The 25,822-nt window shown below is 36.4% G+C and carries 25 protein-coding genes; 14 read left to right on the plus strand and 11 right to left on the minus strand.

Going from position 1 to position 25,822, the window contains the following annotated elements:
- Window position 1 precedes the first annotated feature (1 nt).
- Together I2F23_RS01065 and tkt are read right to left on the minus strand one after the other, a co-directional pair.
- A complete protein-coding gene (locus I2F23_RS01065) occupies window positions 2-1,228 on the minus strand; it encodes a chloride channel protein (protein WP_195770743.1) in 1,227 nt (408 codons plus the stop codon).
- A gap of 145 nt (window positions 1,229-1,373) precedes the next feature.
- Window positions 1,374-3,365, minus strand: a complete 1,992-nt coding sequence (gene tkt / locus I2F23_RS01070; protein ID WP_195770744.1) for a transketolase — start codon at window positions 3,363-3,365, stop codon at window positions 1,374-1,376.
- Between the two features lie 291 nt (window positions 3,366-3,656).
- Between tkt and I2F23_RS01075 the strand changes: the two genes are divergently transcribed.
- The 3 genes from I2F23_RS01075 (at window position 3,657) to I2F23_RS01085 (ending at window position 6,155) form a co-directional block, all read left to right on the plus strand.
- The gene (locus tag I2F23_RS01075) at window positions 3,657-4,205 is read left to right on the plus strand and encodes a hypothetical protein (RefSeq protein ID WP_195770745.1); all 549 of its coding nucleotides are present in this window, start codon (window positions 3,657-3,659) and stop codon (window positions 4,203-4,205) included.
- A 205-nt stretch (window positions 4,206-4,410) separates the two neighbouring features.
- Window positions 4,411-5,577, plus strand: a complete 1,167-nt coding sequence (gene metK, locus I2F23_RS01080; protein ID WP_195770746.1) for a methionine adenosyltransferase — start codon at window positions 4,411-4,413, stop codon at window positions 5,575-5,577.
- A 422-nt stretch (window positions 5,578-5,999) separates the two neighbouring features.
- Window positions 6,000-6,155, plus strand: a complete 156-nt coding sequence (locus tag I2F23_RS01085) for a hypothetical protein (RefSeq protein ID WP_195770747.1) — start codon at window positions 6,000-6,002, stop codon at window positions 6,153-6,155.
- A gap of 38 nt (window positions 6,156-6,193) precedes the next feature.
- On the opposite strand, the gene I2F23_RS01090 is transcribed toward I2F23_RS01085, so the two are convergent.
- Window positions 6,194-6,736: an FxsA family protein gene (locus tag I2F23_RS01090; RefSeq protein WP_195770748.1), complete on the minus strand. Its 543-nt coding sequence runs from the start codon at window positions 6,734-6,736 to the stop codon at window positions 6,194-6,196.
- A 216-nt stretch (window positions 6,737-6,952) separates the two neighbouring features.
- On the opposite strand from I2F23_RS01090, the gene ruvC reads away from it, so the two are divergent.
- Together ruvC and bioB are read left to right on the plus strand one after the other, a co-directional pair.
- Window positions 6,953-7,495, plus strand: a complete 543-nt coding sequence (gene ruvC / locus I2F23_RS01095) for a crossover junction endodeoxyribonuclease RuvC (RefSeq protein WP_195770871.1) — start codon at window positions 6,953-6,955, stop codon at window positions 7,493-7,495.
- Window positions 7,496-7,611: 116 nt separating this feature from the next.
- Window positions 7,612-8,607, plus strand: coding sequence for a biotin synthase BioB (gene bioB, locus I2F23_RS01100; RefSeq protein ID WP_195770749.1), 996 nt, complete (start codon window positions 7,612-7,614; stop codon window positions 8,605-8,607).
- Between the two features lie 30 nt (window positions 8,608-8,637).
- Here bioB and I2F23_RS01105 read toward each other — a convergent pair whose 3' ends face one another.
- Together I2F23_RS01105 and I2F23_RS01110 are read right to left on the minus strand one after the other, a co-directional pair.
- Complete coding sequence (locus I2F23_RS01105) at window positions 8,638-8,835, minus strand: hypothetical protein (protein WP_195770750.1); 198 nt, start codon at window positions 8,833-8,835, stop codon at window positions 8,638-8,640.
- A 62-nt stretch (window positions 8,836-8,897) separates the two neighbouring features.
- Window positions 8,898-9,245: a hypothetical protein gene (locus I2F23_RS01110; RefSeq protein ID WP_195770751.1), complete on the minus strand. Its 348-nt coding sequence runs from the start codon at window positions 9,243-9,245 to the stop codon at window positions 8,898-8,900.
- 229 nt (window positions 9,246-9,474) lie between these two features.
- Between I2F23_RS01110 and gcvH the strand changes: the two genes are divergently transcribed.
- Window positions 9,475-9,849, plus strand: a complete 375-nt coding sequence (gcvH, locus tag I2F23_RS01115; RefSeq protein WP_195770752.1) for a glycine cleavage system protein GcvH — start codon at window positions 9,475-9,477, stop codon at window positions 9,847-9,849.
- 50 nt (window positions 9,850-9,899) lie between these two features.
- Here the strand turns inward: gcvH and I2F23_RS01120 are convergent, their stop codons facing one another.
- The 3 genes from I2F23_RS01120 to I2F23_RS01130 form a co-directional block, all read right to left on the minus strand.
- Window positions 9,900-10,931, minus strand: coding sequence for a 3-deoxy-7-phosphoheptulonate synthase (locus I2F23_RS01120; protein ID WP_195770753.1), 1,032 nt, complete (start codon window positions 10,929-10,931; stop codon window positions 9,900-9,902).
- A 396-nt stretch (window positions 10,932-11,327) separates the two neighbouring features.
- A complete protein-coding gene (locus I2F23_RS01125; protein WP_195770754.1) occupies window positions 11,328-13,199 on the minus strand; it encodes a SurA N-terminal domain-containing protein in 1,872 nt (623 codons plus the stop codon).
- Window positions 13,200-13,327: 128 nt separating this feature from the next.
- Complete coding sequence (locus tag I2F23_RS01130) at window positions 13,328-13,600, minus strand: HU family DNA-binding protein (protein ID WP_195770755.1); 273 nt, start codon at window positions 13,598-13,600, stop codon at window positions 13,328-13,330.
- A gap of 415 nt (window positions 13,601-14,015) precedes the next feature.
- Between I2F23_RS01130 and I2F23_RS01135 the strand changes: the two genes are divergently transcribed.
- The 8 genes from I2F23_RS01135 to fdx all read left to right on the plus strand — a co-directional run bounded on the left by I2F23_RS01135 (window position 14,016) and on the right by fdx (window position 20,110).
- A complete protein-coding gene (locus I2F23_RS01135) occupies window positions 14,016-14,657 on the plus strand; it encodes a hypothetical protein (RefSeq protein WP_195770756.1) in 642 nt (213 codons plus the stop codon).
- A 120-nt stretch (window positions 14,658-14,777) separates the two neighbouring features.
- Window positions 14,778-15,251 (plus strand): Rrf2 family transcriptional regulator, encoded by a 474-nt coding sequence (locus I2F23_RS01140; RefSeq protein ID WP_195770757.1) that lies wholly within the window; start codon window positions 14,778-14,780, stop codon window positions 15,249-15,251.
- A gap of 1 nt (window position 15,252) precedes the next feature.
- The gene (locus tag I2F23_RS01145) at window positions 15,253-16,470 is read left to right on the plus strand and encodes an IscS subfamily cysteine desulfurase (RefSeq protein ID WP_195770758.1); all 1,218 of its coding nucleotides are present in this window, start codon (window positions 15,253-15,255) and stop codon (window positions 16,468-16,470) included.
- A 55-nt stretch (window positions 16,471-16,525) separates the two neighbouring features.
- On the plus strand, window positions 16,526-16,912 hold the full coding sequence (gene iscU / locus I2F23_RS01150; protein ID WP_195770759.1) for a Fe-S cluster assembly scaffold IscU: 387 nt from the start codon (window positions 16,526-16,528) through the stop codon (window positions 16,910-16,912).
- Window positions 16,913-16,930: 18 nt separating this feature from the next.
- Window positions 16,931-17,251 (plus strand): iron-sulfur cluster assembly protein IscA, encoded by a 321-nt coding sequence (gene iscA / locus I2F23_RS01155; RefSeq protein ID WP_195770760.1) that lies wholly within the window; start codon window positions 16,931-16,933, stop codon window positions 17,249-17,251.
- A 96-nt stretch (window positions 17,252-17,347) separates the two neighbouring features.
- Entirely contained in the window at window positions 17,348-17,857 is a 510-nt protein-coding gene (hscB, locus tag I2F23_RS01160; protein ID WP_195770761.1) for a Fe-S protein assembly co-chaperone HscB, read from the plus strand.
- Between the two features lie 40 nt (window positions 17,858-17,897).
- Window positions 17,898-19,763, plus strand: a complete 1,866-nt coding sequence (gene hscA / locus I2F23_RS01165) for a Fe-S protein assembly chaperone HscA (RefSeq protein ID WP_195770762.1) — start codon at window positions 17,898-17,900, stop codon at window positions 19,761-19,763.
- A gap of 8 nt (window positions 19,764-19,771) precedes the next feature.
- Window positions 19,772-20,110 (plus strand): ISC system 2Fe-2S type ferredoxin, encoded by a 339-nt coding sequence (gene fdx / locus I2F23_RS01170; RefSeq protein WP_195770763.1) that lies wholly within the window; start codon window positions 19,772-19,774, stop codon window positions 20,108-20,110.
- Window positions 20,111-20,147: 37 nt separating this feature from the next.
- Here fdx and I2F23_RS01175 read toward each other — a convergent pair whose 3' ends face one another.
- The 3 genes from I2F23_RS01175 to mfd form a co-directional block, all read right to left on the minus strand.
- Window positions 20,148-21,587, minus strand: a complete 1,440-nt coding sequence (locus I2F23_RS01175; protein ID WP_195770764.1) for an adenylate/guanylate cyclase domain-containing protein — start codon at window positions 21,585-21,587, stop codon at window positions 20,148-20,150.
- Between the two features lie 41 nt (window positions 21,588-21,628).
- Window positions 21,629-22,063 (minus strand): HIT domain-containing protein, encoded by a 435-nt coding sequence (locus tag I2F23_RS01180; RefSeq protein ID WP_195770765.1) that lies wholly within the window; start codon window positions 22,061-22,063, stop codon window positions 21,629-21,631.
- 129 nt (window positions 22,064-22,192) lie between these two features.
- Entirely contained in the window at window positions 22,193-25,657 is a 3,465-nt protein-coding gene (mfd, locus tag I2F23_RS01185; protein WP_195770872.1) for a transcription-repair coupling factor, read from the minus strand.
- Between the last annotated feature and the right edge of the window lie 165 nt (window positions 25,658-25,822).

The raw sequence follows: 25,822 nt of genomic DNA on the forward strand, positions 1-25,822 counted from the left end.
TCTAATGATCTTGATTAGGTTTTTGCACTCTATAAAGACCACAGTTACCCGAAAATAAATAAGCTAGCAAGCAAGTAATAATGGCATAAGTCATAATTTGTGTACCAAATAACTCTAAGCCTAAAATAATCGAAGTCAATGGTGCTTTACTTGCACCTGAAAAAAGACTAATTAAACCTAGCCCAGCCAGTAATGAAATAGGTACTGGTAAAAAAGCACCTAGTGCATTCCCAAGTGTTGTTCCTACAAAAAATAATGGTGTAATCTCACCACCTTTAAATCCCGAACCTAACGTGATTGCTGTAAAAACAGTTTTATAAATAGAATCTACTATAGGCAATGGTACATAGAATGCCGCAATAACTTTATCTGTGCCTAAACCATTAAATTGCTGAGAGCCTACCAATAACGTAAGTAGCATCAAAACTACGCCCCCAATGAAAGGTCTAAGAATCATAGATGGAACAGCTTTTTTAAAGAGTTGGCCAATAAAGTGAATGGTCATTATAAAAAGACGTGCAGCTACCCCAAATATAAGTCCAGCAACCACCAACCCTAAAAGGACTTTGATATCGAGGTCAGGAAAACTAGAAATAATATAGAATGTATGTGGATGCACAACCTGAAATGCTTCAGGAACTTGTGCTGCAATTAATGCTGAAATAAAGCACGGAAATACTGCTGAATAGCGTAGACTCCCTAATGCAGTAATTTCCAAACCATAAATTGCACCTGCCAGTGGCAAACCAAAAATACCTGAAAAACCTGCTCCTATACTTGCCATAAGAAATATTTTTCGGTTATCTCTAGATACCCCAAGTAGTTGAGTAACATGGTCTGTTAGTGCCCCAGACAATTGAACAGCAGGTGCTTCCCTACCTGCAGATCCTCCAAACAATTGTGTTAAAATTGCTGTGAAGAAAATGAGTGGGCTCATTCTCTTAGGGATAAACGACTTAGGCTGTTGAATCTCATCAATGAATAGATGTGTACCTTTTTCAATTGGTGTACCATATTTATAAAATAAGTATCCAATGAATAGTCCCGTAAATGGCAAAAAGAAAATTAACCATGGATATGTAAATCGAATACTATTTGCTAAATCAAAACAACTGAAAATAAGTGTAGACGTAAACCCTGCAACTAGACCGATCGCAATAGAGGCACATAACCAATAACAAACATACTTAATAATTTGATCATATTCAGAAGATGGAAAAATTTTCATTCGTTATTATCACATCTGACCATAAAAGAGATTTATATCGAAATAATCTTAACATGTAACACAATATGTATGATCAATAATCATCAATTATTTACACAAAAAAAGCCCTTAGATATCTAAGGGCTTTTTCAATCGGAGCGTGTGATTATGCAGTCATATCCTTGATTGCATCAATAACAGCATTTACAGTAATACCAAAATGCTCAAATAGTGCTTTTGCAGGTGCAGACTCGCCATAAGTGGTCATACCAATCACTTTGCCATCTAAACCAACAAACTTCCACCAGTAATCAGCATGTGCTGCTTCAACTGCCACGCGAGCACGTATGTGTACAGGCAATACTGCTTCACGATATGCAGCATCTTGTTGCATGAAAACTTCAGCACATGGCATAGATACAACACGCACACCGTCTAATTGAGCATATGCTTGCATTGCGATGTCGACTTCAGAGCCTGTTGCAATAATAATTGCTTTTAATGCACCTTTCTCTTCTGCAAGTACATAACCACCTTTAGCCACATTTTCAACTTGCGTAGAAGTACGTGTTTGGAATGGTAAATTTTGACGAGACAAAATCAATGCAGATGGGCCATTCTGACGAAGTAAAGATGCCTTCCATGCAACTGCAGTCTCTACAGTATCGGCAGGACGCCATGTATTTAAGTTTGGTGTATTACGTAAAGACGCAATTTGCTCAATAGGTTGATGTGTTGGACCATCTTCACCTAAACCAATTGAATCATGTGTATATACATGAATCACACGTTGCTTCATCAATGCAGACATACGGACTGCATTACGCGCATATTCCATAAACATAAGGAAAGTTGCTACGTAAGGAACAAAACCACCATGCAAAGCAACACCATTTGCAATAGCTGTCATTCCAAACTCACGTACACCATAGTACACATAGTTACCTGCAGGGTTATCTTGAACACCTTCACAACCTTTCCAAAGTGTTAAGTTTGAACCTGCTAAATCTGCTGAACCACCTAACAGTTCAGGTAATTGCGGCCCAAATGCTTGTAGTGTATTTTGGCTTGCTTTACGTGATGCGATAGATTCCGCTTTTTCAATTGTTTCAGCAATAAATGCATCTGCTTTTTCAATGAAGTTTTGTGGTAAATCGCCATTTAAACGGCGTAAAAGCTCTTCAGCCTCAGTTGGATATTGTGCTTTATACTGCGCAAAAACCGTATTCCAAACTGATTCAGCATTTTGCCCTTTTTCTTTGGCATCCCATTGATCATAGATGTCTTGAGGAATTGTAAAAGCTTCACTCTCTAACCAGCCTAATGCTTCACGAGTCAGTGTAATTTCATCTGCACCAAGTGGCGCACCATGACTTGACTCTTTACCTTGTTTATTTGGTGAACCTAAGCCAATTACAGTTTTACATACAATTAATGTTGGTTTTTGAGTTTCTTCTTTTGCAGTTACTGTAGCTTGACGAATCTCTTCCTGATTATGACCATCTACATGTAAAACTTGCCAGCCGTAAGCTTGGAAACGCTTTTCAGTATCATCACTGAACCAACCTTCAACTTCGCCATCAATTGAAATTCCATTGTCATCATAATACGCAATCAATTTCCCAAGACCTAATGTTCCCGCTAAAGAACATGCCTCATGAGAAATTCCTTCCATCAGACAACCATCGCCCAAGAAAGTATATGTATAATGGTCAACCACTTTTAGTTCATCTTTATTGAACTGAGCAGCTAGCGTTTTTTCAGCAAGTGCAAAACCTACCGCATTAGCAATACCCTGACCTAAAGGACCCGTTGTTGTTTCTACACCTGGTGCATAACCTAACTCAGGGTGACCTGGCGTTTTTGAGTGTAATTGACGGAACTGTTTAAGATCCTCTAAAGATAAGTCATACCCTGTTAAATGAAGCAAAGCATATTGCAACATAGAACCATGTCCATTCGACAACACAAAACGGTCGCGGTTTGCCCATTGAGGGTTCGTTGGATTATGGTTTAAAAATTCACGCCATACAACATCAGCGATGTCTGCCATCCCCATTGGCGCACCAGGATGCCCAGAATTTGCTTGTTGAACAGCATCCATAGCGAGTACACGAATTGCATTTGCAATACGACGTTCATTTAAAGGGGTCGTCATAGGTCAGAGTCCAAAGTAGAAATGATTAACGAAAATGAATAAACATTCAAAACAGGTGTATTGTCTTAAAAAAAGCATACGGGGTAAAGCCTAACCGCACATTATTTATGCACTACTTTGCATAAGTTCTTCATCCGCTGTTATTTTTTAATAGAAAAAACCCCTTTTTTACTATTATCTAACAATATCATTATATATATAAACGAATCTCATCATATATTTTTACATTCATTCAGATAGATAACCAATAAGATAGCTCTAATTTCAATAAATAATATGTAAGGTAAGATCATGAATAAAGCCAATACCATTTTTGCAACTGCACTTTTATCTCTTACTAGTGTGTATGCATTTGCAGACAACAATCTTGGCAGCATGACAGATACTCTACGTACGTCAATTACTGAACATAAAGAAAATGCTGAAAAAGATTATCAAAACGTAAAGAATGCAGCTTCTGAAAAAGGGCGTGATTTTAAACAAGATGCAAGTGAAAAGTTTAAAAATGCTGAAACGAAAACCAAAGACTTTGGTCACAACATGCACCAGAAAACAGAAAGCTTTAATGACGGTGCAAAAGGAAGATTTACTGAAGCAAAAGAATCCACAAAAAATGGCTATGACAGAAGTAAAAATGCGATAAAACACAGAACTGAACAAGGTAAAAACTATACAGAAGAAAAATGGGATAAAGCAAAGGTTGCATCAAAAGACAAAATGCACCATATGTCTCAGGATTTCAAACATGATAAATCAGTAGCAAAGAATAAAGCTGAAGATTTTAAAAATGATACCAAAAACAAAGTAAATACGTGGACACAGCCCTCTACAGCACAATAAAGCTTTTGTTTTTGTCAACATGGATGCTTTTTCAATCAGATTTGGGAAAGCATCCTATGTGTAATTTATGACTTCAATCATGAATATAATTAAAAAAAAATACTGTTTGCAAGAAATTTATTCAATTTATCACTCTTCTACTGGTTCTTCACGACAAGTCGATGTAACATATCGGGTCTTTTAAAATTACTGTAATAGGGCTTTCATGCGCGAGTACGCTGTTTTTACTTCGGAATCTGTAAGCGAAGGTCATCCTGATAAAATGGCCGATCAAATTAGTGACGCTATTTTGGATGCTATTTTGAAAGAAGACCCATATGCAAGGGTTGCTTGTGAAACATTAGTAAAAACAGGTGCAGTGGTACTTGCCGGTGAAATCACAACAACTGCAAATGTGGATGTTGAATCAATTGTTCGTCAAACAGTAAACGGCATCGGATATCATCACTCAGATTTAGGTTTTGATGGATCAACATGTGCTGTCATTAATATGATTGGTAAACAATCTCCTGAAATTGCTCAGGGTGTTGACCGTCAAAAACCAGAAGACCAAGGCGCTGGTGACCAAGGCCTTATGTTTGGTTATGCAAGCCGCGAAACTGACGTACTTATGCCTGCTCCAATTTCGTACGCACATCGACTTATGGAACGTCAAGCAGACTTACGTCGAGATGGTACCCTCGCATGGTTAAGACCCGATGCAAAGAGTCAAGTTACTTTTGCATACGAGAATGGCAAACCAGTACGCCTAGATGCTGTGGTGTTATCAACACAACACGATCCTGAAATTTCTCAAGCACAGTTAAAAGAAGCTGTGATCGAAGAAATTATCAAACCTGTTATTCCACAAGACATGTTTCATGCAAGTACAAAATTCCACATTAACCCGACAGGTAAGTTTGTAATTGGTGGCCCAGTGGGCGATTGTGGTTTAACTGGTCGTAAAATTATTGTAGATACTTACGGTGGTATGGCAAGACATGGTGGTGGTGCTTTCTCAGGAAAAGATCCTTCTAAAGTTGACCGCTCTGCTGCTTACGCTGGCCGTTATGTTGCAAAAAATATTGTTGCTGCAGGCTTAGCCGATAAATGTGAAATTCAAGTAAGCTATGCAATTGGTGTTGCAGAACCTACTTCTATTTCAATTAATACATTTGGTACAGCAAAAGTTGAAGAGTCACTTATTATTGCTTTAGTGCGTGAACACTTTGATCTACGTCCATACGGTATTACACGTATGCTTGACCTTGTACAGCCAATGTATAAACAAACAGCCACTTATGGACATTTTGGGCGTAATGGCTCAGATCATGCATTTACTTGGGAAAAAACTGATAAAGTTGAAGCACTACGTCAAAGTAGTGGTCTATAAACCAAGTCGATAAAGCCCGTACATCACGGGCTTTATTGTATAAACCCTACGATATTATTTGATAACTTAGGTAATTTTTCTTCACTTGTATGAAAATAAAAATTACTGGCAGTGACTACAAATGCCACGCCCAAGCATGTAAAAAAACAAAAAGACCAAAAACCAAAGGGACTCTTTAAAGCATGAGAGCCACAATGAGGACACGATTTCTGATATAACTTTCTCTTCTTATTACAGCATGCACAGGTATAGTGAGATAGATACATTACAACGCCTCCTTTTCTTGGTTATATTATATTTTTCTCATTTTTAATTTTGATTACAGAACATCCACTTTTATCATATATTGTTTAATGAAAAATAGTGAGAATGAATGAAAGATTTTTGTTAAAATAAATAAAAGGCAACTTCTATGATCTTCTATGTCGCAGTTAATCAACCAAGGTAAATTTCGTGAGCGTGCTAACCGCACACGTAAATATCAACAATCTGAAAACCACCTAGCACAGCTAGAGAAAAATAATATCTATCCTAAAAATCAGACAGAACCCGTTAAAAAAACACCCGAACCTGCATAAAACAATGTTCGGGTGCTTTAAAAGCTAAATGACTACTTTTATTTTACATCTTTCATTTCTATTTTCTTAGACTCAGGTTTTACTTCCCTCGCCTCACCATCAATAATTTTTGAATCTCTTCCCATTCCTGATGTACCTTGTTGCCCTTGCATTTGCTTCATTAGATCCGCGAATGGATTACCAGCTCCATTTGCTCCCCCCATCATTTTTTCCATCATGGCTTGCTGTCTTTTAGCCATTGCTGATGTAAGCGCTTGTACAACCATTTTTTGTACAGGAGGAAGTAAAATTAAAGCCGCAATTACATCCGTGATTAATCCAGGAATAATTAACAATACTCCAGCAATTGCAGTCGCAATTTTACGTGAAACCGCAGCATCACCCGACAGTTGCCCTGTCATTTGCATCTGTTGTAATTGAGGCATAATACTTGAAGTACTTGATCTGAGTAATTTAAGACCAATAATTGCTGCAAGAATAAACCAGAAAAAGACATACCATCCACTTATGAATTGAGCAACACCAATCCATACTGCAATTTCTAAAATTGCTCCGATGACAACAAGAAGAACGACTTTCATGAAATTTAGCTTATCCTTTCAACAAATATATGACTTTATGCTTTTAAGTGACATAAAAATGAACCGTTAATCTATTCAATATGGGCAATTGTATATTTTTAAAGGTAGGTTACATCATTTTATACATAGAATTTGAACAAATAGTTTTAAGGATTTAGGACTTTAAAACTTTAAATGCATATAATCGCTGTTGTACATCTTTTTAAATTTTTTATTATGTCTTTAATTATTGGTATTGACCCAGGATCTAGGCTTACAGGCTATGGAATTATTGAAAAAAATGGCAATACATTAAAGTTTATTGATGCTGGTACAATACGCACAGAAACACAAGAAATTCCTGAGCGGTTGAAACGTATTTTTGCAGGTGTTGAACGTATTGTTAAATTTCATGGCCCCACTGAAGCGGCTGTAGAACAAGTATTTATGGCACAGAACCCTGATTCTGCTTTAAAGCTGGGGCAAGCACGGGGTGCTGCAATTGCAGCATTGGTCAATTTAGATCTTCAAGTTGCAGAGTATACTGCCAGACAAATTAAACAGTCAGTGGTTGGATATGGTGCAGCAGATAAAGAACAAGTACAAATGATGGTCATGAATATTCTAAAGCTTACTATTAGACCACAAGCAGATGCGGCTGATGCTTTAGCAGCAGCGATATGTCATGCACATGCATCAGGAAGCATGAGTAAAATGGCTGTACTTAATGCGCTCGGCGGAATGGCTCGAGGCCGTAGTAGATATAGTCGCAAACGCTAATTTAAGTACATACTCTTAAAAAATTTAAAACTTTTGGAGTATTTTGCCTTATAGGTATGATCAGTTTTCTGTATGATTATGCTTATAGAAATATTCAATTTTACACGGAAATGACAATGACTGTACGAAATGATTGGACGCGCGCGGAAATCCAAGCACTCTATGATCAACCATTTTTAGATTTGGTCTTTGAAGCTCAGCGCGTACATCGCCAAAACTTTCAAGCGAACACCATTCAGGTAAGTACACTGTTGTCAATTAAAACAGGAAAATGCCCTGAAGACTGTAAATACTGCTCTCAGTCTGTACGCTACGACTCTAAACTAGAAGCTGAAAAAAGAATTGCTGTAGAAAAAGTTATCTCTGAAGCAAAAGAAGCAAAAGCCTCAGGTTCTTCACGTTTCTGTATGGGTGCAGCATGGCGTAATCCTCATGAAAAAGATATGCCTTATGTATTAGAGATGGTAAAAGAAGTTAAAGCGCTTGGCATGGAAACATGTATGACGCTTGGTATGCTAAATGAATCTCAAGCTCAGCGTTTGCATCAAGCTGGCTTAGATTATTATAATCACAACCTAGATACATCACGTGAATACTACAGTAATATCATTAGTACACGTACATTTGATGACCGTCTAAATACGCTTGATCATGTCCGTAATGCTGGCTTAAAAGTATGTAGTGGCGGAATTGTAGGTTTGGGTGAAGAACGCAATGATCGTATTGGGTTATTATATGAGCTTGCAACTTTACCAATTCACCCTGAATCAGTACCAATCAACATGCTTGTTCCTATTGAAGGAACACCATTAGCAAATGTTGAAAAACTAGATGTAACTGAATGGATTAGAACGATTGCTGTTGCGCGAATTATAATGCCACATAGTTATATTAGATTATCAGCAGGTCGAGAAGCACTAAGCGATTCAGATCAGGCACTGGCCTTTATGGCAGGTGCAAACTCTCTCTTCTCTGGGGAAAAACTTCTTACTACACCAAATGCAGGTGAAGGCAAAGACAAACAATTATTCCAAAAACTCGGACTCACACCTGAAAAACCAAAACCTTCAGTTGCAGAATTATCAGTAGATGCAATGTCTATATCTGCATAATTTTAAAGCATCATAAGTAGCTGATGTTACTTATGATGTGACTAAGATTCCATATTTCGCTGTAAGAAACATCCCTATACGCAAGATATCCTCACCTGCAGCGTGCCTAACAGTCCACTCTTTGCGTATTGCATCATACTTTAACTCATCAAAGCACTCATCGTATTTCATTAACCATTGAATGGTTTGTGACCATTCTTTAATAACATGTGTTTCTTTCAAAATCATCAAGCCTTACTTTTATTGTGAGATGCTATCATATAAATGAAACACCTATTATTAAAGTAAAGTTAAGCAACTTTTGGATATTGAATCAGTTGCCCTGCTCTTAAGCTTCTTAATGCTTCCTCATTGAAGAAGATTGTTAATAGATGTTTTCTGGTGTTGATGTCGTGGTGATGCACTAAAGTTTGATCACCAATCAATGTATCTAAATGATAGGCATCAACAATATTTAAAATACTATCTAAGTTAATTGTAAAAGATGCTCGATCATGACCAAAGATATCATCTAATGTACTTAGATGAATATTTGTTGTTATCTCATTGGGATATTTTTCCAAATGAGATTGTAAAAACTGTACAAACTTGTGAGCAAAGAAAAAATAATCAGTTTTGTGTGTATATTCCATATTCATAATGACTTTCTCCTAAAGCTATTTATTATTAATAACGCTAAGTCATACTTATAAATTAAGAATACAACCTTAAAAAATAATTAAACATTTGTAATTTTAGTTACATATTCTCAAAATAAGATTTTTCATTTAATTTATATTATAGATAAAGCTAATCATTTAAAAACTAATGAAATTGTAAGTCTTTTTATATAATATAAACAAAATATAGAATTAGTTAGGAATAACAATGAACCATCCAAATGACTTAAAATATGTAACAACACATGAATGGGTAAAACGTGACGCCGATTTCATTATTACAGGTATTACCGATCATGCACAAGATGCGCTAGGTGATCTCGTCTATATCGAAATGCCTGAAGTTGGTTCTCATTTAGATGCAGGCGTTCAAGCAGGTGTAGTAGAGTCTGTTAAAACAGCATCGGATATTCATATGCCTATTTCTGGGACAATTATAGAAGTAAACGAAGCATTAGATGAAGACCCAGATTTTATTAATGATGATCCATACGGTAAAGGTTGGATTTATAAAATTAAACCAGACAATATCAATGATATAGATTCACTTCTTAATAGTGAAGCTTATGAAGCTGGTCTGTAGAACATAAAGCATTTTACAGGGCGATTTTTACGCCCTGTATATTACTCTTATTAAGAATTATCCAACATCTGTGCAACTTCAAGCACAATACTCTCAGTTTTCTCCCATCCTAAACAGCCATCTGTTACTGACTGACCGTAGACTATATCTTGTGTTATTTTTTGCGCACCATCAACCAAATGACTTTCCACCATAACACCTTTTACCCCAGTCGTATGACGTTCTGAAATAATTTGCTTAAGTATTGCCGGTTGTTTTAATGGATTTTTACCACTATTACCATGACTACAATCTACAACAAATACTGGTAAGTCACCCACAATTTTACTCTTAATTTGTTCAATAGATTCTGCATCATAGTTCGAGCCTGTATTGGCACCTCTTAAAATAATATGAGGAAAGAGATTGCCATGGCTACGTTTAATTACAGGCTGACCCATTTGTCCTAGTGCAAAGAAGTCATGAGATGCAGATGCAGACTGTATTGCATCTAGTGCAATTTGTACGGAACCATCTGTTCCATTCTTAAAACCAACAGCAAAAGGTAAACTACTTGCTATTTCACGGTGAATCTGGGATTCAGAAGTTCTTGCACCAATAGCACCCCAAGTAATTAAATCATCGAAGTAACCTGTAACCATCGGATTAAGAATTTCGCTTGCTAAAGGAATACCAGCTTCAATTACACGAATATATAATGCTCTAGATTGTTGTATTCCCTGCGCAAGATCGCATTGGCCGTCTAAAGATGGATCATATAGAAAACCTTTCCAACCTACTGTTGTTCTCGGTTTTTCAATATATGCACGCATCACAATAAAGATATCTTGTTCTACTTGTTTTTGTAATTGTACTAACCTTTGCGCATACTCAAGCACTGCTTTAGGATCATGAATCGAACAAGGACCAATAATCAGTAATAATCGATGATCTTCACCAGCAAGTATTTTTCTTACAATTTCTCTGTGTTTAATCACTTGTTGTTGTAATGCGGATGATAATGTTAAATCTTCTTTTAACTGGGCTGGACTTAAGAGCGTTGTTTCTTGTTCAGTTGAAGTAGGTAAAACTAAGGTATTCATAGATCTTTCCTTTAGAGCATTCTGCTCAAATTTATCTTTTTAACAATCGTATCTGATGTAAACGTTTAAAGTTAAATACAAAGCAATATTGACCAAAAAAATATGTATTAAAGTAATTCATCATCGTAACATCCTGAAATATGAACAGATATAAAAAAACCTGATTGGTGGTTGCCAATCAGGTTCTAAATTTTCGATGGGCAACCTACTTATTTTGCCCATATGTGTATAGGGCAACTATCTAAAGTACCAAAAATACACGTATGTAAAAGTAGGTTGCTGAAATAACATATCTATTCTGTCTAAATTAAAACTGCTTAAAATTAAAATAGCGCATTTTAAATGACATATCAATCCTTTCACATTAAAAAATGCCTCATAAGAGGCATTTTTTAATTATTTAATTTTAGCGTTAGATTTTAAATAATCTACATACGCTGCCATTTCCTGTTCACCACGTGCTTGCTGATAAATTTGCTTAACCTGTTGTAACTTTTCAGGTGTTAATTTTTTTACAGCATCTTTCTCAACATGTGCTACCGCAACAACAAGTAATTCATTTGGTAATGTTGTCGTGCCAACAGACCACATGTCTTGTTTAGGTACAGGTAAAGTAAATGCAACATCTGCAATTTCTTTTTTCAAATTTTGACGTGTAAAGGTGCCTGCCTTCTCAAACTTAATATCAGTCGATTTGGCTAAAGCGTCTTTAGATGTCTCGTTTGAGAAACGTTGCAATGAAGCAGATATTTTTTGTTTTGCAATATCTGACGCTTTTTGGTTAATCAGCTTTGCTTTAACTTCTTCTTTAACCTGTGCTAATGGTTGAACACCTTCTGGATAATAATTACGAACTTTAATCCAAATTGTTTCACCATTATTTAAAGCAATACTTGTAGAAACATTTCTATCACCGTTTCTAACATCATCACTAAATAATTTTGCTTTAACAGCAGGATTACTTAGGTAAACATCTTTTGTCCATAGGCTTACATGTTTTGCTGTCTCTATATGTGCAACTTTTACCTGCTGAGTAATCACATCTAGTGCATCGGCACCGACAACACTATCATTTAAGTTATTGACTGTATCAGTATAAATATTGTCAACTTTTGACTTTAGCAAGTTGGCTTTTAATTGCTCTTTCTCACTCTCAAAAGATGCAATTTGTGGTGCATCTGTATTTACTTCAATCAGATGATAACCAAATTGAGTTTTGATTGGCTGTGAAATGTCACCATTTTTTGCTGACTTGACGGCATCATCAAACTCTGTAGAACCTAACGTTCCCACTTGATAACCTGCTAATAGGCCACCGCTAGATTTTGAAGTTGGATCTTCAGAATACTCTTTCGCTGCAGCAGCAAAAGATAAACCAGATTTAATTTTAGCACTAATTTCATTGATTAATTTTTTTGCATCTGCGTCTGAACGATTATCTTCCGTCACTAAAATATGACTTACATGCTTCGGTGCATTCGTTTTTTGTGCATCAACATATTGAGTATAAGCATGCTGTAATTCAGCGTCAGTAATCTGCTGGTTTTCTGCCGTAAACATAGTTGGTTTTACAACCACGTAATCTACATCTACAGATGCACTACGTCTAAAGCTATTTAAATGCTGTTCATAGTACTTTTGGATTTCCGCATCTGTTGCTACTATATTCTTTTTATAATCGTCTAGTTTAATACTTGCTAGATATAAATCTCTTTGCTCAGCTTGAAGATTTGCAAAATAATTAATATCCGTATTACTTACTAAAGCATAGTTAGAAATTGTCCCAGAAAGCATTTTCAACGCATGATCTTGTCTTAAATTTGCAATTAGCATGTCTTTAGTAATACCTCTGTTTTTTAGGTAATTACCAAACAACTCATTACTAAATTTTCCATTTACTTGAAAATCTGGAAGTTGAGAAAGCATTTGCACAAATTGTGCATCACTCATATTAATATCTAGCTTTTTCGCCTGCTGTAATAGCAGTGTTTTTGCAATGAGCGTATTTAATGCAGCCTCATGAATCGCATGCGTATTTAATAATGATTCATCTCCTTGAACATATTGTAAATACTGCTGGCGATATGCCTTCATTAACTCATCAAGATCCTTGTTTGTAATCTCTTGACCATTGACCTTTTTAGCAACATCAGCCTTATTCGAACCACCAAAATAGCCTTCAATACCAACCAATGCGACAGGTGCAAGAAAAAGTACTAAAAGAACCTTCCCTAACCAACCCTTAATAAGTTTACGAAACGAGTCCATAAATATTCCAATATTTTATTTTCGTGCAATTCTAACTGAAATCTATAAATGAATGAATGTATTCGCTTATATTTTTAGCACCAATAATAAAAAACGCGCCAAACGGCGCGCTTTTACTTCTATAGCAATTAAGCAACAGCGTCTTTTAAGCCTTTACCTGCTTTAAAGCTTGGTACTTTACTCGCTTTAATTTGAAGTTCTTCACCAGTTTTTGGATTACGACCAGTGCGAGCTGCGCGCTCTTTTACATTAAATGTGCCAAAACCAACAAGTGTAACAGTATCACCGTCTTTTAGAGCTTCTGTGATTGACGCAATAGTGGCATCCAATGCTTTACCTGCATCAGTCTTAGATAATCCCCCTTTTGCTGCAATTGCATCAATTAATTCTGATTTATTCATGAAGATTACATCCTCTAATTTCGTTTGTTTAAGATTTAAGGGTTTATAGATCTTACCGTAGTGCATTTATAGCAATGCTTTGGGGGGAAACGCAATACTGATTAATTGCTTTTCTTTCATTTTCAATTCAAAAAAACGAAAAACTCTTTAAATATTGAGCAACAATGATATTTTAGATTAATTATTAATCAAAAAGAAAACTTTATAATAAACTCAGATATGAATAAATAGTCATCATCAATCTATCGTAATAGTTGATTTTCTTGCTATAGCGCGTAATTTCATTTATTTTGTGATGATATGGTGCATGTGGATCAGGTGATGGCTTTACTATACTTATAACATCACAAACATAACCATGTTAACCAAACTAATTAAATTTATTTAAGAGTGATTGTTACTGAGGGATTTCACAATGAGTACATCGCAACAAGGGCAAAAACAACCTCATTTGTTGCTCAATTTAACTCTAATTACTCTTGAGACGTTTTACAGTTTTATTTTTAAGAATGATGATTTAATAAAAAGACAGTCTCAAACATTTATTGAAGAAGAATTTGTTTTAAAAGTAAATAGCTATATCCCCTATGTAGATTTCTATGTATATTTTACGAAAAAAGGGATTTTATTTGATACAACTCCTCCTAAAAAAAATGTAAATTTGGAAATGAGCAGTACCATCTTTGGTTATTTCCAAACATTGGTACTTGGTAACTCTAAAAGCGTACGTGCCATTAAATTATATGGTGAAACTGCTCATAAAGACCAAATGAGAGATTTACTTTTACAACTTTCTATTCCTCGCATTGCGAGTGACTGGAAAAACTGGCTGTCTTTCTCTAAATTAAAAAGTGATGTGACATCTTCACAAACACGAACGAGTGACCTGCTCGATAAAATAGACTATCAACGTGTAAAAATAGATAATTTACAAATCGAAGTAAAACAATATAAGCATCAAATTCGTTTATTAAAAGCAAAACAAAAACGATTAATACTCATCTTTTTAATGATTATTATAGGCTTATGTGGGGTTTTAATATACAATTGGATTTAACAATTCATACAATTTAAATAAATCATTGAAATGTTACTTTCTTTCCCCGTTAAAAAACTTGACTATTTTAGTCAGGATTCATAAAATTTATGTATCTTATCTAAACATGTGTATCGAATCATGCGCTTAACAACTCGCGGTCGCTACGCAGTGACTGCACTCCTCGATTTGGCATTGCAGTCGCCTAAAGAAACGATCACTCTTGCCGAGATTGCAACACGCCAAACAATATCAGTTGCTTATTTAGAACAACTCTTTGCAAAACTAAAACGCAACGGCTTAGTGTCAAGTGTACGCGGTGCAAATGGTGGTTATCACTTAGCAAAAGATGCAGACGATATTACAGTTTTAGAAATTATCGAAGCCGTAAATGAAACAGTAGATGCAACACGTTGTGACCATAAAGGAAATTGTCAGAACGGTGCTATGTGTCTAACCCATGATTTATGGCAAGGTCTCTCACACCATATTGCCGATTATTTAGCAAAAATCACACTTGCTGACCTCATTTCTCAAAAAAATGTACAAACAGTGGCGCTGCGCCAAAACTCAGTGAATCGCGATTCAGCCCTATTATCGGTTACAGGTATTTAACATGAAACGTCCAATTTATCTTGATTATGCAGCAACAACGCCAGTAGACCCACAAGTTGCTGAACGCATGATGGAATGCCTAACTTTTGATGGTACGTTTGGCAACCCTGCATCACGTTCACATGCTTACGGATGGCAATCAGAAGAAAAAGCAGAATACGCACGCGAGCAAGTAGCAAACCTTGTTAAAGCCGATCCACGCGAAATTGTATGGACATCTGGTGCGACAGAAGCAGACAATCTGGCACTAAAAGGGATCGCACAATTTTACAGCTCAAAAGGTAAACATATTGTTACCAGTAAAATTGAACATAAAGCAATTTTAGATACTTGTCGTGAACTTGAATCCGAAGGCTTTGAAATTACATATATTGAACCACAACCTCAAACAGGTTTAATTACCCCTGAAATGGTTGAAGAAGCTATACGTCCAGATACAATTTTAGTTTCATTAATGATGGTAAATAATGAAATTGGAACTGTTACAGACGTAGCAGCTATTGGTGAGATCACTCGCAAAAACAAGATCTTTTTCCATGTAGATGCTGCCCAAGCAGCAGGTAAAGTAGAAATTGATCTTAGCCAAATGCATGTGGATCTTATGAGCTTTTCTGCACATAAAATTTATGGTCCAAAAGGTATAGGGGCTCTTTACGTACGCCGTAAACCGAGAGTACGTTTAAAAGCACAAATGCATGGTGGTGGTCATGAAAGAGGTATGCGTTCAGGTACACTAGCAACGCATCAAATTGTTGGTATGGGCGAAGCATTTGAGTTAGCTGGTAAAAATCTAGAAGCTGAACAAAAACGCTTACGTGGACTACGCGATAAGCTTTGGAATGGTTTACAAGATTTAGAGCAAGTTTTTCTAAATGGTCATCCTACCTACAACGTTGCTAACTACTTAAATGTAAGTTTCAACTTTGTAGAAGGTGAATCACTTATGATGTCTTTAAAAGATATTGCTGTATCAAGTGGTTCTGCATGTACTTCTGCAACACTTGAGCCATCATATGTACTTAGAGCACTAGGTCTATCAGATGAGCTTGCACACAGCTCTATTCGCTTCAGTTTTGGTAAATATACTACTGAAGAAGATATAGACTATGTAATTACAGTAACAAAAGCTGCTGTAGAAAAGCTTCGTGAACTTTCTCCTCTTTGGGATATGTACAAAGATGGAGTTGATCTTTCAACAGTTGAATGGGCTGAACATTAATTAACCCCACATTTTAATATAGAACTCAGGCGAGTCCCAGGTTTGGAGAAGTCTCATGGCATATAGCGAAAAAGTAATCGATCATTACGAAAATCCTCGTAACGTTGGCGTTTTAGACAAAAATGCAAATAACGTCGGTACAGGTATGGTTGGTGCTCCTGCATGTGGTGACGTTATGCGTCTACAAATTCAAGTAGATGATAACGGAATTATTGAAGAAGCACGTTTTAAAACATATGGTTGCGGTTCTGCAATTGCATCTAGTTCTTTAGTGACAGAATGGCTTAAAGGAAAAACACTAGATCAAGCACAAGCAATTAAAAATATTGATATTGCAAATGAACTTGCTTTACCTCCTGTAAAAGTACACTGTTCTGTACTTGCAGAAGATGCAATTAAAGCTGCGATTGAAGATTATCGTACTAAAAAATCAAACGTCTAAAACACATACGGAGTTTTCATGATTCATTTAACTGAAAGTGCAGCAACTCATATCCGCAACTTCTTACAGAATCGCGGTAAGGGCGAAGGCATTCGTATTGGTGTGAAAACTTCGGGATGCTCAGGCTTGGCTTACGTGCTCGAATTCGTAGATGATGTTGAAACACATGACCAAGTTTTTGAGCAACATGGTGTAAGAGTTTTTGTAGATCCTAAAAGTTTAGTATATCTAGATGGTTTGGAAATGGATTATGCAAAAAATGGACTCAATGAAGGTTTTGAGTTCAGAAATCCAAACCAAAAAGGTGAATGTGGCTGTGGTGAATCTTTTACTGTTTAACGCAGTCAACTATCACTTTTTCTACTCATACTTTTAAATCAATAAAACTGTATAATTATACTGTTTTATTGATTTTTTCATCATAGAATAATTGCCATGAACTACTTTGAATTATTTAACTTACCAGTCACACTCTCTATTGATTTGGATGAGTTAAAGTCTACAACATTAAAACTACAGCAAAAATATCACCCTGATCGTGCAGAAAATAAAGAACAAGCACTAATACAGTCGAGTGAAATAAACCATGCGTATAAAATACTTTCTCATGTAGATAGTCGAGCAGCTTATTTACTCTCACTTAAAAATCAAGATGAAGGTCTTGACCAATCTATTCACGATTTATTTTTCCTACAAGACGCATTAGAAGTACGTGAAGACTTAGAAAATGCAACTACAGAGTCACAATTAACTTCTGTCAAAAATCAAGTAATCCAAGCTATCGAAAGTCTCACAGTCGATTTTCAAAATAGCTATGAACATTCTGACTGGGATAATGCAAAAGATTACGTTAGAAAATTGCAGTTCTTTCAACGTGTCCTTAATGACGTCGATAAAGCCGAAGAAAAGTTATTTGATGATCAATTCGATCAAGACGATTTCTAATATTCACCATTACACACTTTAATTTAAGGATTGTATATACATGGCACTCTTGCAAATCGCAGAACCAGGACAGTCAACCGAACCGCATCAACACCGTGTTGCTATCGGTATTGATCTAGGAACAACGCACTCTTTGGTTGCTGCCGTCCGCTCAGGTGAAGCCAAAGTATTGCAGGATGAACAAAATCGTGTGCTATTACCTTCAATTGTCCACTATACAAATGCTGTACATCACTATGGTGATGAAGCCAAATCCTTCTTATTAACTGATCCTAAAAACACAATTGTTTCAGTTAAAAGATTTATGGGTCGATCAAAAGCTGACATTAAGTTTCAACACCCTTACGAACTTTTAGGTTCAGATCAAGAAATGCCATCTTTTCAAACAACTGCTGGTGCAAAAACACCTGTAGAAATTTCGGCAGATCTACTCAAGCAACTGAAACAAAGAGCTGAGAAAACCTTAGAAAATAATATACAAGGTGCTGTAATTACAGTCCCGGCCTACTTTGATGAAGCTCAACGTCAAGCAACTCGAGATGCTGCAGAATTAGCAGGTTTGAACGTACTTAGGCTACTTAACGAACCGACTGCTGCTGCGGTTGCATACGGATTAGATCAAGCATCAAATTTAGCTATTGATCAAAACTATGTCATTTATGATCTAGGTGGTGGAACATTCGATGTTTCTGTATTGCGTTTTAGCCAAGGTGTTTTTGAAGTACTCGCAACTGGCGGACATACAGCATTAGGCGGTGATGATCTAGATCGGCTTATCGTAAAATGGTTAAAACAACAACTTAATCTTGAAAGTCTTAGCGTTGAACAATATGCTCATTTTATTCTCGCTGCTAAATTGGCAAAAGAGCAACTTTCTAACGAGCAAAGCGTTCAAATCTCTTTAGAAGACCAACAGATTTATCTAGATCGACCAACATTTGAGAATATCATTCAAATTGCATTAGATCGAACAATTCAGGTATGTAAACGAGTTTTACGTGATGCAAAACTCTCTTTAAATGATATCAAAAATGTTGTTTTGGTAGGTGGATCTACTCGCTCCTATGCAGTACAACAAGCTGTTGCAAACGTATTTGAACAAGAACCGTTATGTACTATTAATCCAGATGAAGTTGTCGCTATTGGCGCTGCCATTACTGCAAATCAATTGGTTGGCAATAGTAAAGACGGCTCATTATTACTTGATGTTACTCCTCTATCTCTCGGCTTAGAAACGATGGGTGGTTTAGTAGAGCGCTTAGTATCACGCAACACAGCCATTCCTGTTGCACGTAGACAAGAGTTTACAACATACAAAGATGGTCAAACAGCGATGCTTATACATGTAGTACAAGGCGAACGTGACCTCGTAGAACATTGTAGATCTTTAGGTCGCTTTGTTTTACATGGCATTCCGCCAATGACTGCGGGTCAAGCACGTATTGAAGTTACATTTCAGGTCGATGCAGATGGCTTACTTTCTGTTTCAGCACAAGAAACAACTTCTGGTGTACAAGCTAAAATTGATATTAAACCTTCTTATGGACTATCTGATGCAGATATGGAACGCCTACTGGTTGAAGGCTTTCAACATGCAGAAGAGGATAAAAACTTAAGACATCTACAAGAAACAAAAGTGGAAGCTCAACGTGAACTTGAGGCTCTAACACAAGCGCTTCATGTTGATGCAGATTTACTGAATGAAAATCAAAAAGATCATTTAGAGGAAGCACGCTACACACTTAGCGAGCTCCTCAAAGGTTCAGACATTAAAAGTATTGAAAGTGCTATTAAACGTCTGAAAACATATAGTGATGAATTTGCTGCAATGCGAATGAATCGTCATATCGACAAAGCCTTATCAGGCACAAAACTCGATGACTGGTCAAACTCAAGCTCTGAATAGGTAACCATATGCCACGTATTAAAGTTCTTCCTCATGCCCAATTTTGCCCAGAAGGCGCAGAGTTTGAAGTTGAGAAAAGTAGTAACTTATGTGCGAGTCTACTGCAAAATGGAATAAAAATTGAGCATGCATGTGATATGTCCTGTGCTTGTACCACTTGTCACGTCATTGTTCGTCGTGGTTTTGACAATTTAGACGAAATGAACGATGTAGAAGCAGACTTATTAGATCGTGCTTGGGGTTTAGAACCTGACTCAAGACTTTCATGCCAAGTTGTTATTGAGGATGAAGACTTAGAAGTTGAAATTCCTAAATATACGATTAACCATGCCTCTGAGAATCATTAGAAATATAAGAGCCCAAGTTAAGACTTGGGCTCTTAAGCTAGTTATCATCTAATTCATCTTTTTCTCTAAGTAGCGCAACGCCATTTTCAGTTGTAATACTCTTTTGCTCTTGAATACGAATCACTGCTTTTTCCAATATTGCCACTAAATCATCATATTCATAATGTTGCACTTCTTCTAAGTTTAATAATAAGTGAAAGCCTTTGTATTCATAATCAAACCACTTTTGTGCTTCTGATTTCATTCCAGTATATTTGTCTAAAACTTGCCAAGTTTCAGTTGTATTTTGCACCCCTTTTAGCTGTATAGACTGTTTTGGAATACAGATAAATTCATCCTTAATCAGTTTATAGGTAGCGCCAGCAATCAGAATTTCATCAATATCTGCAACTGCTTGTAACCTTGCAGCCAAATTCACATCGTGACCAATTACAGTATAAGACATACGATAATCTGACCCGTAGTTCCCTACGTGGCAATATCCCGTACTTACACCCATACGTACATGTAACTCTGGAAATCCCATTTTTAGCCATCTTTCACGTAGCACATGCATTTGCTGTCGCATTGTAATTGCCATCTCAATACAACGCTTGGCATCCTGCTCTATCCCATTACTATGCGGATCGCCGAAAAAGATTAAGATTCCATCACCAATAAACTTATCAAGTGTTGCCTCATACTTTTTTGCAATTTCAGTCATATGGCTCAAGTAGTCATTGAGAACGAAGGCCAAATCGTCTGGAATAAGTGTTTCAGATAATTCAGTAAAGCCCTGAATATCTGAGAAGAACACCGTCATTTTCTTTCTTTTATACTTAATTTTTGCCTGAGTCTGCCCACTCATGATAGATTGCCACAACTGATTTGGTGCGTATCGACTCAGTTGAGTAGAAAACTGTACATATCTATTCATTTGCTCTTGATAGTAATCTTTTGTCTTTTCCAAATAGTCTTCATGTCTCTTCTTAAAATAAACACCAGATCCAAGATATAGTAAAAAGCAAAGTAGACTATAAACTGTTAGCCTTACACTATCTAGAACGAAATAATTTTCAAATCCGAAAAATAAAATAGCATTTAAATAAACAACAATGAGGGCTAGAATCAGTGAAAAACTATACGTCGAAAAAGCAATATTCGTTAAACTTTTCACACACCAAAGCATGATTAAAATTAGAGCAGTAAAGACAATTGGAAAATGTGTTGCAGACAGCGCAGCAGAAACCACAATAGTATCTAGAGCAAAGAGAACTTGCCGTGCGTAAAACTCACTAAATTCAGATTTAATATATACAAATAACTTTAAAGACAGCGGAAAAACAATTAATGACAGAATAAAAACAATAAGATGCTGAAATTGTAACGGTACAGCAAAATAGTAAAGCAATACGCCTAGAGACAGCAATATATATGCCATCAACCTGTATAAGCTTTCAATAACAAATCGGTTATTTATAATACGGTCAAATGACATGTTATTGCTGCCCTCCCAAAACAGCGTTGATATTCAAACCATTAATCCATACGCCAGTCAAATGGCATATCACCCTGACCACGCAAAGCAAGCATCAGTGTTTGGCGCATATGTGACAATACTTCATTATTGTAAGGTACTGCTTCTGTACCCCATACTGGTTTTGGCCACGCTGTATCATTTTGATAGCGAACAACATGATGAAAATGAAGCTGTGGTACAACATTGCCTAAAGCTGCAACATTCATTTTATCTGCACGAAAAACACGTGATAATTGACTAGATAACCAACTTGATTCGCGTAAAAATTGTTCTTGATCTGCTTGGCTTAATTCATATAACTCTGTTATTCCTGGTACACGCGGTATCAAGATTAACCAAGGAAATCGCATGTCGTTCATTAAACGACATGTTGACAAAGGAAAGTCGCCTACAAAGAAAGTATCTTTGGCTAACTGTGGATGCAGACTAAACATATCTTTATAAATTATCAAAATAAAAGTAGGTTAATCTTAACATATAGAATTTCTCATGAATATGAACCAATTTCATTTGTATACACATTTCAAGAGTTGCAAAGTCCATTTTGCATGCTATCGGTCTTCTTAATGAGCAAGATTTATGCTCAGTTTTTTAAACACTTCTTTAATAAAATGAATTCTCTTATCATACTCCTCAAAATTCACCATGAGTTTAATTCTTTGTCCACCATCCATACGAAATTCCGTTGGTTGTTTTTGAATCATTTGAATGATTGTTATTGCTTGAACTGGGGTATCTTGAGAAAACTCAAGATAACCACCATAAGCACTCATATCAATTTTTGTAACGCCCAACTCCTCTGCTTGTAACCGTATTTCATGAACACTAAACAGTTGTTTTACAGTTTCAGGCAACAACCCAAAACGATCAATTAATTCCATTCGGATATTGTTGAGTTTTTCCATCGTGTCTGTATTACTAATACGTTTATAAAATAAGAGACGTTGATGTACATCACCCAAATAACTGTCCGGAATAAGCGCTGGCATATGTAAATTAATTTCAGCAGTTAAATTTAAAGGTGCATCAAAGTTTGGAGTGCGACCTTTTTGGATTGCTTTCGTTGCCTTTTCAAGCATCTCCATATACAAGCTATAGCCAATTGCTTGCATCGAGCCACTCTGTTTTTCACCCAACAGTTCACCTGCACCACGAATTTCTAAATCTTCAGTCGCAAGCATAAACCCTGCACCTAAATTCGTTGCACGTTGTATTGCGTCTAAACGTTTCTCTGCATCACCTTTAAGCCCTTTAATTGAAGGTACAAGTAAATAAGCATATGCTTGATGATGTGAACGTCCTACTCGTCCTCGTAGCTGATGCAATTGTGCTAAACCTAACTTATCTGCACGTTCAATAATAATTGTATTTGCGTTAGGCACATCAATACCCGTTTCAACGATAGTCGAACACACCAAAACATTATACGACTTATGATAAAACTGCTGCATGACATGTTCTAACTCACGCTCTCTCATTTGTCCATGTGCAACTGCAACACGTGCTTCAGGAATAAGATTACGCAAATTCTCAGCCGTTCTTTCTATGGTATCTACTTCATTATGTAAGAAATAAACCTGCCCACCGCGTAGTAGTTCACGTAATACTGCTTCCTTAATTGTGGCATCCGTTTCTTCTTGAACAAACGTTTTTACAGCCAAACGCCTTGCAGGAGGTGTTGCAATAATAGATAAGTCACGCATACCACTAAAAGACATATTGAGTGTACGAGGGATGGGGGTAGCGGTTAGCGTCAGCATATCTACATCCGCACGCATTGCTTTTATCCGTTCCTTATCACGCACACCAAATCGATGCTCTTCATCTACAATCATTAAACCAAGATCTTTAAACTTCACACTTTCTTGTAGAATCTTATGGGTACCGATAACAATATCAACCTTACCTTCAGCCAAGTCCTCAATTACTTTTTGGTGTGTTTTATTGGAACCAAATCGTGAAAGTACTTCTATGCGAATCGGCCAGTCTGCAAATCTATCTTTAAAAGATTCGAAATGCTGTTGCGCGAGCAATGTTGTAGGTACCAGAACAGCTACTTGCTTGTTGTTTTGAACGGCAACAAATGCCCCTCTCATAGCAACTTCTGTTTTACCAAAACCAACATCACCACAGACAAGACGATCCATAGGTTTTGCCTGTTGCATATCATGCAGTGTTGCCTCAATTGCATTTGCCTGATCTAAGGTTTCTTCATATGCAAATCCATTGGCAAATTGTCGATATAAAGCTTCATCTAACGTAAATGCAAAACTTGGCTTTGCCTGTCTTCTGGCTTGAACATGTAGCAGTTCTGCTGCCACATCATGTATTTGTTCTAGCGCTTTTCTTTTAGCTTTACTCCAGCTATCTGTTCCTAACTTATGAAGTGGTGCTAAATCTGGATCACCACTACTATAACGGCTAATTAAATGTAAGTTTGAAACAGGTACATAAACTTTTGCTTCACCGGCATAATTAAGTTGTAGAAATTCATGCTCCTGACCATCTATTTCTAAAGAAATTAATCCCGCATAACGTCCCACACCATGATCCATATGAACAATCGGAGAACCTATTGTCAGCTCTGTCAGACTCTTTACGAGAAATTCTTCAGAAACTTCTTGCTGTCTTTTACGACGTTGCTGAACAATACGATGTTCATAAAGTTGATTCTCAGAAATAACCACGAGATTATTTTCTAATTCCAGACCTCTATCTAAAGGCGCATGTGTAATTGATATTTTTGAATTATCTTTGAGAAAATCGGCAAACGAGGAAACACTTTTTATTAACCCAAATGCATATTTTAATGCATCTTTTAACGATTCACGACGACCTGCACTTTCAGCAACTAAAAGTACTCGAGATGACGTTGTATTAATAAATTGCTGCAAAGCAGAGAATGGCTCAGATTGTTTAATGTCTACAGGAAGTTTTCTAGGCTCACTGGTTTGAAAATTAATAACACCAGCTTTTACAGGATATGATGTTTCTGAAGTAAACACTCGACGGAATTGATTTAATTTTTCTAACGCCTGAATGGGTTGCAAAAATAAATCTTCGGGTGGCAATATTGGCTGATCAATATCATGGCGACGATCTTCATAACGACGATATACGTCTGTCCAAAACTGCCCTAATTCCTGATCAATTGAGTTATTTGTAATGACAATAGCATTACTTGGTAAGTACGATGAAATATACCCTTGTTCATTCATTACCTTCTTATCAAAAAACAAGGGTAAATAAAACTCTATACCTGAAGATACTATACCTTCTAAAACATCTTTATAAATTGGGTTTTTCTTGGGATTTGCTCTTGGAAACTCTTCTGCATAACGATCTCTAAAAATAGAGCGTGCATCTTTTAACGGAAACTCTTTTGCAGGCAAAATTTGGAATTTCTCTAACTCCTGCGTTGTACGTTGAGTTTCAGGATCGAAAAATTTAAGTGTCTCGACCTCATTATCAAATAAATCAATTCGAATAGGTGCAGTTTGTCCAGATGCGTAAATGTCCATAATACTGCCACGGACAGCGAACTCTCCATGATCATAAACAGTATCTACAAGATGATATCCAGCCTGAATTAATACCCTTTTTTGTTGCTCTAAATCGAGTGTTTGACCAACTTGTATATCGAAATGTTCGCCAAGAACCCAAGATGGCGGTGCTATACGCTGTACAAAAGTTGCTGCCGTCATTAACAAAATACCATTTGATGGCATGTTTGATAAAATTGCTAAACGCTCAGAAATAATGTCTTGATGAGGCGACAAACGATCATAGGGTAAAATTTCCCAATCTGGGAATGTAATCGCCTTCTGTCCATAAAATGCAAGCTCACTTTCTAGCTGTGCAAGATGCTGATTATTCTTTGCAATCACAACAAACAATTGGCTAGGCTGATCTGCAACGATTTCCTTAAATAGTAACGCACTTGACGAACCCAGTAGCCCACCCAGCCAACGCTTTTCATATTGTTTAAATTGATTTAAATTTAGTTGTGCAATTTCTGTTTTAAAAATAGACATGGAATCAAGATTTAATCTGTATTTCATCAGCTTTTATCTTACTATAGTTTTTCTCATTCGTCTTAAATTTACATTTTTTGGTAATTATTCACTTACATATGATCTGCGAATGAAGCTTGTTCAACCTTTTATACGACCTATTTGATCGTTTCATACTAA

Origin of the sequence: Acinetobacter pollinis, from assembly GCF_015627175.1 — a bacterium.
Lineage (GTDB): Bacteria > Pseudomonadota > Gammaproteobacteria > Pseudomonadales > Moraxellaceae > Acinetobacter > Acinetobacter pollinis.